Source organism: Waterburya agarophytonicola KI4, from assembly GCF_020640915.1.
GTDB classification, from domain to species: Bacteria; Cyanobacteriota; Cyanobacteriia; order Cyanobacteriales; family Xenococcaceae; genus Waterburya; species Waterburya agarophytonicola.
The window spans coordinates 25,562-32,148 of the sequence record NZ_JADWDC010000056.1; the positions used below are offsets into that span (position 1 = coordinate 25,562).

General features: G+C 38.7%; 7 protein-coding genes. 3 read left to right on the top strand and 4 right to left on the bottom strand.

Annotation, left to right across the window (positions count from 1 at the left end; genetic code table 11):
- Window positions 1-20 precede the first annotated feature (20 nt).
- Both urtB and I4641_RS17930 read right to left on the bottom strand, forming a co-directional pair.
- On the bottom strand, window positions 21-986 hold the full coding sequence (gene urtB / locus I4641_RS17925) for an urea ABC transporter permease subunit UrtB (protein ID WP_229641954.1): 966 nt from the start codon (window positions 984-986) through the stop codon (window positions 21-23).
- 203 nt (window positions 987-1,189) lie between these two features.
- A complete protein-coding gene (locus I4641_RS17930; protein WP_229641955.1) occupies window positions 1,190-2,563 on the bottom strand; it encodes an ABC transporter substrate-binding protein in 1,374 nt (457 codons plus the stop codon).
- A 753-nt stretch (window positions 2,564-3,316) separates the two neighbouring features.
- On the opposite strand from I4641_RS17930, the gene fmdA reads away from it, so the two are divergent.
- Window positions 3,317-4,504 carry a formamidase gene (gene fmdA, locus I4641_RS17935; RefSeq protein ID WP_229641956.1) on the top strand — a complete coding sequence of 396 codons (1,188 nt, stop codon included), beginning with the start codon at window positions 3,317-3,319 and terminating at the stop codon, window positions 4,502-4,504.
- Between the two features lie 117 nt (window positions 4,505-4,621).
- Entirely contained in the window at window positions 4,622-4,912 is a 291-nt protein-coding gene (locus I4641_RS17940) for an FmdB family zinc ribbon protein (protein WP_229641957.1), read from the top strand.
- A gap of 73 nt (window positions 4,913-4,985) precedes the next feature.
- Here I4641_RS17940 and I4641_RS17945 read toward each other — a convergent pair whose 3' ends face one another.
- Together I4641_RS17945 and I4641_RS17950 are read right to left on the bottom strand one after the other, a co-directional pair.
- Window positions 4,986-5,171 carry a PCP reductase family protein gene (locus I4641_RS17945; protein WP_229641958.1) on the bottom strand — a complete coding sequence of 62 codons (186 nt, stop codon included), beginning with the start codon at window positions 5,169-5,171 and terminating at the stop codon, window positions 4,986-4,988.
- A gap of 147 nt (window positions 5,172-5,318) precedes the next feature.
- Complete coding sequence (locus I4641_RS17950; RefSeq protein WP_229641959.1) at window positions 5,319-5,795, bottom strand: Tic20 family protein; 477 nt, start codon at window positions 5,793-5,795, stop codon at window positions 5,319-5,321.
- A gap of 114 nt (window positions 5,796-5,909) precedes the next feature.
- Here I4641_RS17950 and I4641_RS17955 point away from each other — a divergent pair, with 114 nt between their 5' ends.
- Complete coding sequence (locus tag I4641_RS17955) at window positions 5,910-6,410, top strand: urease accessory protein UreE (protein ID WP_229641960.1); 501 nt, start codon at window positions 5,910-5,912, stop codon at window positions 6,408-6,410.
- Window positions 6,411-6,587 lie beyond the last annotated feature (177 nt).

The window sequence follows — 6,587 nt, forward strand, 5'->3', positions numbered from 1 at the left end:
GGAAGAACGGCTATTCGCCTCTATCCGCGTTTTTGGATCGTAAATAAACCTTCTGGTTTGTAGCGGATGAGAATAATTACCGCAGCCAAGACAATTACCCTGGCGGTGGGATCGTTTAAGAGATAGGCAATACCCGAACTAGACTCCCCAATCAAGAAAGCACCAGCTAGCACACCGACTAACTTATCTACGCCCCCCGTTACCACGGTCATCCAAGCATCGACTAAATAGTCTTGTCCCATAGGTGGAGAGACACTTTTGAGAGAGGAAATTACCGTTCCTGCAATTCCCGCCAGACCGCAACCATAAGCGAAGGTGAGCATATCAATTAAGCTTGTGTTAACTCCCAAACACTTAGCCATATCTCGGTTTTGGGTAACTGCCCGTACTTGACGACCGAGATCGGTTTTATTAAGCAGATAACCTGTCAAGACTAGTAAAGCGATCGCTATAGTTACGATAAATAGACGGTAATAAGAAATGGCGATCGCAGGAGAACCTTGAGCATCTTTTAAAAGAGTCAAATTACCAGATATATAAGGTGGAGATTTAACATACTTTAGTTGTGCAGTAAAAATAAGCTTAATTATTCCCTGCAAAACAATACTCAACCCCCAGGTAGCTAGCAAAGTTTCCAAAGGGCGACCATACAGTCGCCTAATAATAGTCAGTTCGACTAATGCGCCAATAGCAGCAGTAATCAAAAAGGAGAAAGGAATAGTCAGCAGCAGATCCATCCCAAAGGTGGACTGCATCCAAAAGGTGGCATAAGCCCCCAGCATGATGAATTCACCGTGGGCTAGGTTAATAATTCGCATTACCCCGAAGGTAATTGCCAAACCTAAACCAGTTAGCAACAAAATACCAACAACACCAATCCCATTAATTAGTTGATTGCTCAAAGCTACTAAGCTAAAAGCTTGGGCTGTTTCTTCGGCTACGGCTTCTTGGGCTAAGTAAAAAAACGAAAACAAATGTGCGTACATTTTTTTTAGAATAAGGAAAATTGCTATTTGGTGGGCGATGCGCCCTAAAGGATACCGCTTTGCATAAAGCGAGTCCTAAAGGATACCGCTACCCATATGCTTTAGTCCAAAAGAACCTGTCAATAAACGCAAAACCAATCAATATTTTTGCCCACCCTACATCTCAAACTATAAAATCTCAAACTACAAAACCATCAGCGATCTTAGGTTTTCTCTAAATACTTAACCTGCAAAGTTTTTCCTGTCTCTTTAATTGGGCTTTCGCGAGTATCAGGGACAGGGCGGGTGCAGACTCGACCAGGATATAAAGTTTGACTCCAGGCGATGGGCTGTACTGCTGCGGGGGTAGCAAAGACAATTTCCGCCTGACCATCTTCTTGCCACTTCCCAATACGGGAATAAAGATAGGCGTGGTAATTATCGGGATCTACTTTAACTAGCCCTTGGGGTGCTTGAAATTCTTGTCCTCTGGTAGCTTCTCTGATAGTTTCAGTATTTAGTTCACCTCCCTCTTTGAGAACTTTTTGCATCGCTTGCGCCATAAAAAAGGTCTGAATATAGGCTGCTTCCATTACCCCGTTAGTAACACGACTATCACCAAACTTTGCTTTAAACTGCTCCACAAAAGCAGCATTTTCAGGAGTATCTACAGTCTGAAAATAATTAAAGCTAGTGTAATGTCCTGCGGCATACTCTGAACCCATCGCCTGAATTTCTTCTTCGGTGGTTGGATAAGCCATAATTGGCACTTTATCTGATGTCAGTCCCGCATCTTTGTACTGACGGTAAAAAGCAGGTATACTATCCCCTACCAGATTACTCAGAACAAAGTCTGGCTTGGCTTGTTTAATTTTATTAATAATGGTGATGAATTCTGTCGTACCAAGAGGAGAATACTCATCTCCTACAACCTTTCCGCCGATTTTTTCTAGTTCGGCTTTAGCAATTCGGTTACTTTCTTTAGGATAAATATAATCTGAACCAACGAAGAAACCTTTTGGTCCAAAATTCTCTTTACAATAGGGGATGGAATCAGTAATTTGTTGGTTGGGTGCAGCCCCCGTATAAAATACGTTTGAACTACATTCATTGCCTTCATAATAAACAGGATAATAAAGCAAAGAGTCCTTTTCTTCAAAGACTGGCAGTACAGACTTACGGCTGGCAGAAGTATAACAGCCGAGAACGCAAACTACCTTGTCTTCATCAATCAGACGCTTAGACATCTGGTTGTATAAATCCCAGTCAGAGTTAGGATTGACTACTACCTTCTGAATTTTTCTACCGTTTATACCTTCCCCGTTACCTTCCCAGGGTCCAGTGTTGGTATTGATTTGTTCTAGGGCTAAGAAAGTAGCATCCTGTAAAGATTTTTCCACAATGGCGATCGACCCTGTAGTAGAATACATTACTCCCACCTTGATCGGGTTTTCCCCTAAATCTTCATCTCCCGTACTAGAAGTACCGCCACCAGTACAGGATGCTAAAATTCCCGAACCTACAGCTAAAGAACTATATTTAATAAATTTACGGCGACTAATTCCGTTAAGTAAAGTCGATTCGTACTTCTTGCTCATGAATTTATTTATGCTACTGAAAGGAAATTTTAAAAACCAAGAAATATATCAAAACTGTTAATGCTAACTAACTTAAAACATCCTCGAATTAAGCTAATTGATCTAACTAAATATTTAATTATTTCTCAGTCAAATTAACCTGAAAGTGGTTTATTGATCTTTTGGAAGCATAGACTTTTTTTTCTCTCTATTTTGTATTTTTAATTACAATTGTTTTATTTTATTGTGGTTATTTTGAACATATAGACGTTTAATTACGTCTTCCTAATTAAAAAAGTTATCCGATCGGAAATCTTTTTTCTTTCAATATTCAACAACATGTAGTTTAAGTAGACAGCAGCTTATTGAATTTTTTTAAAATGCATCTTGGCATTTTAATCTCATATTCAAGCACTATTATGTACTTTCTTCTCTAGACGTTACTGCATTTGCGTCTACAGCAGTAAATCATGCTTATAGATATTTTAAATGTCATCAAACAAAGACAAACTCTACAAAATAAATTTTTTAAAATTTATTTTGTAGCAAAAAATACATTTACTGTTTAGTAAATGTTCCACAATACTTGTTGGTGAAATATTTTAGTCAGTTTTAATATAGTTGCACTCTCAACTAAACTCTTCAAACTTCTTTGAAAACTACAGTATTTTTAGAATTTAACAATAATAAATTTGCTGCATTTCTTCAGCTTAAAGAAGTTCGTATTTTGAAGTTTTTTTCATACATAATCTAATAGTAAAAAGCAGAATTATAATGCCAGAGACTCTCTTCAAAGTTGACCTAACAAAACCAATGGAAAAACAGGATGTTCCTGGTCATAATCGGTGGCATCCTGATATTCCCGCAGTAGTTTCTGTTAAGCCTGGAGATGTGTTCCGCATCGAATGTAAAGATTGGACAGACGGACAGATTAGTAATAACGACGATCCTAGTGATATTGAAAAAGTCGATCTCAATATAGTCCATGTCTTGAGCGGTCCAATCCGTGTCGAGGGTGCTGAACCAGGAGATATTTTAGTTGTAGATATCTTAGATATTGGTGCTTTACCTGGGGACGAGTGGGGTTTTACAGGTATCTTTTCTCGCGAGAATGGCGGAGGCTTTCTTACGGATCATTACCCTAAAGCAGCTAAAGCCTGTTGGGATATTCAGGGTATCTATACTAGTTCTCGTCATATTCCTGGGGTGAGGTTTGCAGGCATTACTCATCCTGGATTGATCGGTTGCGCCCCATCGATGGAACTATTGCAAACATGGAATAAACGAGAGCGGGCATTGGTAGAGAAAGGTGGCCCACCTTGGAAACCAGCCATACCAGATTTAGCAGCTTTGCCAAATCCAGAACAGGCAGTATTGGGAACTCTTGCTGGTTCGGAATTCGATCGTGTGGCGGCAGAAGCAGCCCGTACTGTACCCCCAAGGGAACATGGTGGTAACTGTGATATCAAAAATTTATCAAAAGGTTCAAAAATATACTTCCCTGTGTATGTAGATGGGGCAAACCTATCCATGGGAGATATTCACTTTTCTCAAGGAGATGGAGAAATTTCTTTCTGCGGTGCGATCGAAATGTCGGGATATATTGACCTCCACGTTGAGATTATCAAAGGAGGCGTTGAGAAGTATGCGATGGTTAACCCCATCTTTAAACCAGGTCCAGTAGAACCCCATTATTCGGAATATTTGATCTTTGAAGGTATTTCCGTTGATGAATTTAGTGGCGAGCAATATTACCTCGATGCCCACGTTTCCTATCGTAATGCTTGCCTGAACGCGATTAACTATCTTAAGACATTTGGCTTTACGGGGGAACAAGCCTATCTATTACTTAGTTGCGCTCCTGTTGAGGGTAGAATCAGCGGGATTGTTGATGTGCCAAATGCTTGCTGTACTCTAGCTTTGCCTACGGCAATTTTTGAGAAGGACATAGTTCCAACATAACGCAATATGGTGGGCAATAGCAGTAGTTTATCGATCGCATTTCCCCTAGGGAAAATATTGTCCACCCTAAATCAATCCGTTGTTAATTGTCCATTGTCCATTGTTCATTAAAAAAAGATGCCCTTATACGAATATCGCTGTAATCCTTGTGGAGAATTTGAAGCTTGGCGCACCATGGCGGAATCTAATGCACCGATAAATTGTCCTAATTGTAACCAAGCTGCCATTAAAATATTTTCTGCACCTAATATTAATCTTAATTCAGGTAGTTTTGGCGCGATCGCGCGATCGCAATCTTCCGAACCAAGATTAGTCAAGCGAGAACAAAGAGAACCAGCTAAACCAAGATATCAAACTTCTACTAGCAATAGACCTTGGATGGTTTCTCACGCACCAGAAAGGCTTTAAATAATTGACAAATAACTGGATCGTATCAACCTATTTTAAGCTAAATTATCGCTGATGTTGCTTGCGACCTCAATTATTGTCCAAATTCCATTCTCGCCTGTAGAACTATTTCAGCCGTTATTTCTTCTAATTCAGCAGCACGCGCCATTGTTTCTATTCTTTGACGTGCTTGAGGACGAGCAAAGAAAGGAATCATTCTTAACTTTGCTTGTGCTTGGGGTGTCCAATATAGTTCGTCAGTTACATTGAAGTTTTTCATCGTTAATCTCTATATGTTTGATTGGTATACCTTGATTGTAAATTCGGATATCTCATCAAATTGAAAGCTCTTAGACAAAGTTAATATCAATTCAACGAGATTACCGAATCAAGATGAGAAGATCAACTCAAAATCAACTCAAAGTAGTTAGCGAATTTGAGAAGAAGCTGCCTCGGAAATAACGGGAAGTTCTCCATACTGTCCTTGAATAGAGCGGAAAATACAGTAGAAACAACCGACAACAGTACCCATAAAAATAGTATTGTTCAAGGTTTCGGTTATCAAGCTTTGCACCCCAAAAGCAGGAATTAAAATTCCCATAATCAAGCTAAACAATACTTGTAAGATGTTGATCAATATAGCTTGCATACCATTGAAGCGTAAAAAATAACTGACGTTATCATTTCTGACTACCGCAAACCACAAACCAAAGAAAATAATCAAACTAGCAAAAGGCAAACTGTTAGTCAGCCCATAAATAGCCACTAAAGGGGAAAAGAATTGATACAGCCAAGGAAACTGGGTCAAAAGTGCTATTCCAAAAGGCAAAGAATAGACTAAAGGAAATAAATATATTAACGCTCCAAAGCTACGATCTTTGCTATCTGTTTCAGGTTTGTTCATAACTTAAATAATTATAGTTTTTAATAATTATGGTTTTTAATTAATATTGTCTCTATTTTAGCCATTTTCTGGAGATGCCCGCGTAGAATTATATAATTTAGCTCTCGAACAATTATGACTGAAATTGCCCAAATATATCTCGGAAATATTCATCATAATTCTCAGGTAGCTAAACAAGTCCTTAGAGAAGCTTGTTTGGAAGTTTCTTTGAACCAAAGCGATCGCGCTAAAGGCAGAATTCACGCTCATACTGATGAGGGTATTGCTGTTGGTATTATCAAAAGTCGCGATCGCCTTCTACAGTCTGGCGATGTATTTCAAACAGATTCAAAAAAGCTATTAATAGTTCGCTTACAAGATATAGAATTACTAGTCCTAGACTTTTCTACCTTAGACAACAAGATCGCCCCCTCCAAATTAGTTTATCTCGGTCATGTTTTGGGCAATCATCATTACCCAGTCACCATACAGGATGGCAAAATATACGTGCAACTGACAACCGAGAGAAAAATCCTCGAACAAATTATCAACGATGTTAAAGTTCCAGGCTTACAGATCGAATACGCAATGCCAAATATAGCCCACAACATTGAGTTTACTTCTCATAACCACTAAAAACTCATAACTTGAAACAGCTTAATATTGGTTTGATAAGTACTTAGGCAAAATTAATTACATATTCGTGACCAAAATTATCCAGCACTTGTTTTAGATATTCAATTAGACTATTCTGACTACTAAGCTTAGACGTATTTACATTGCATTAACTAAATCACCTTTATTTTTTTATTT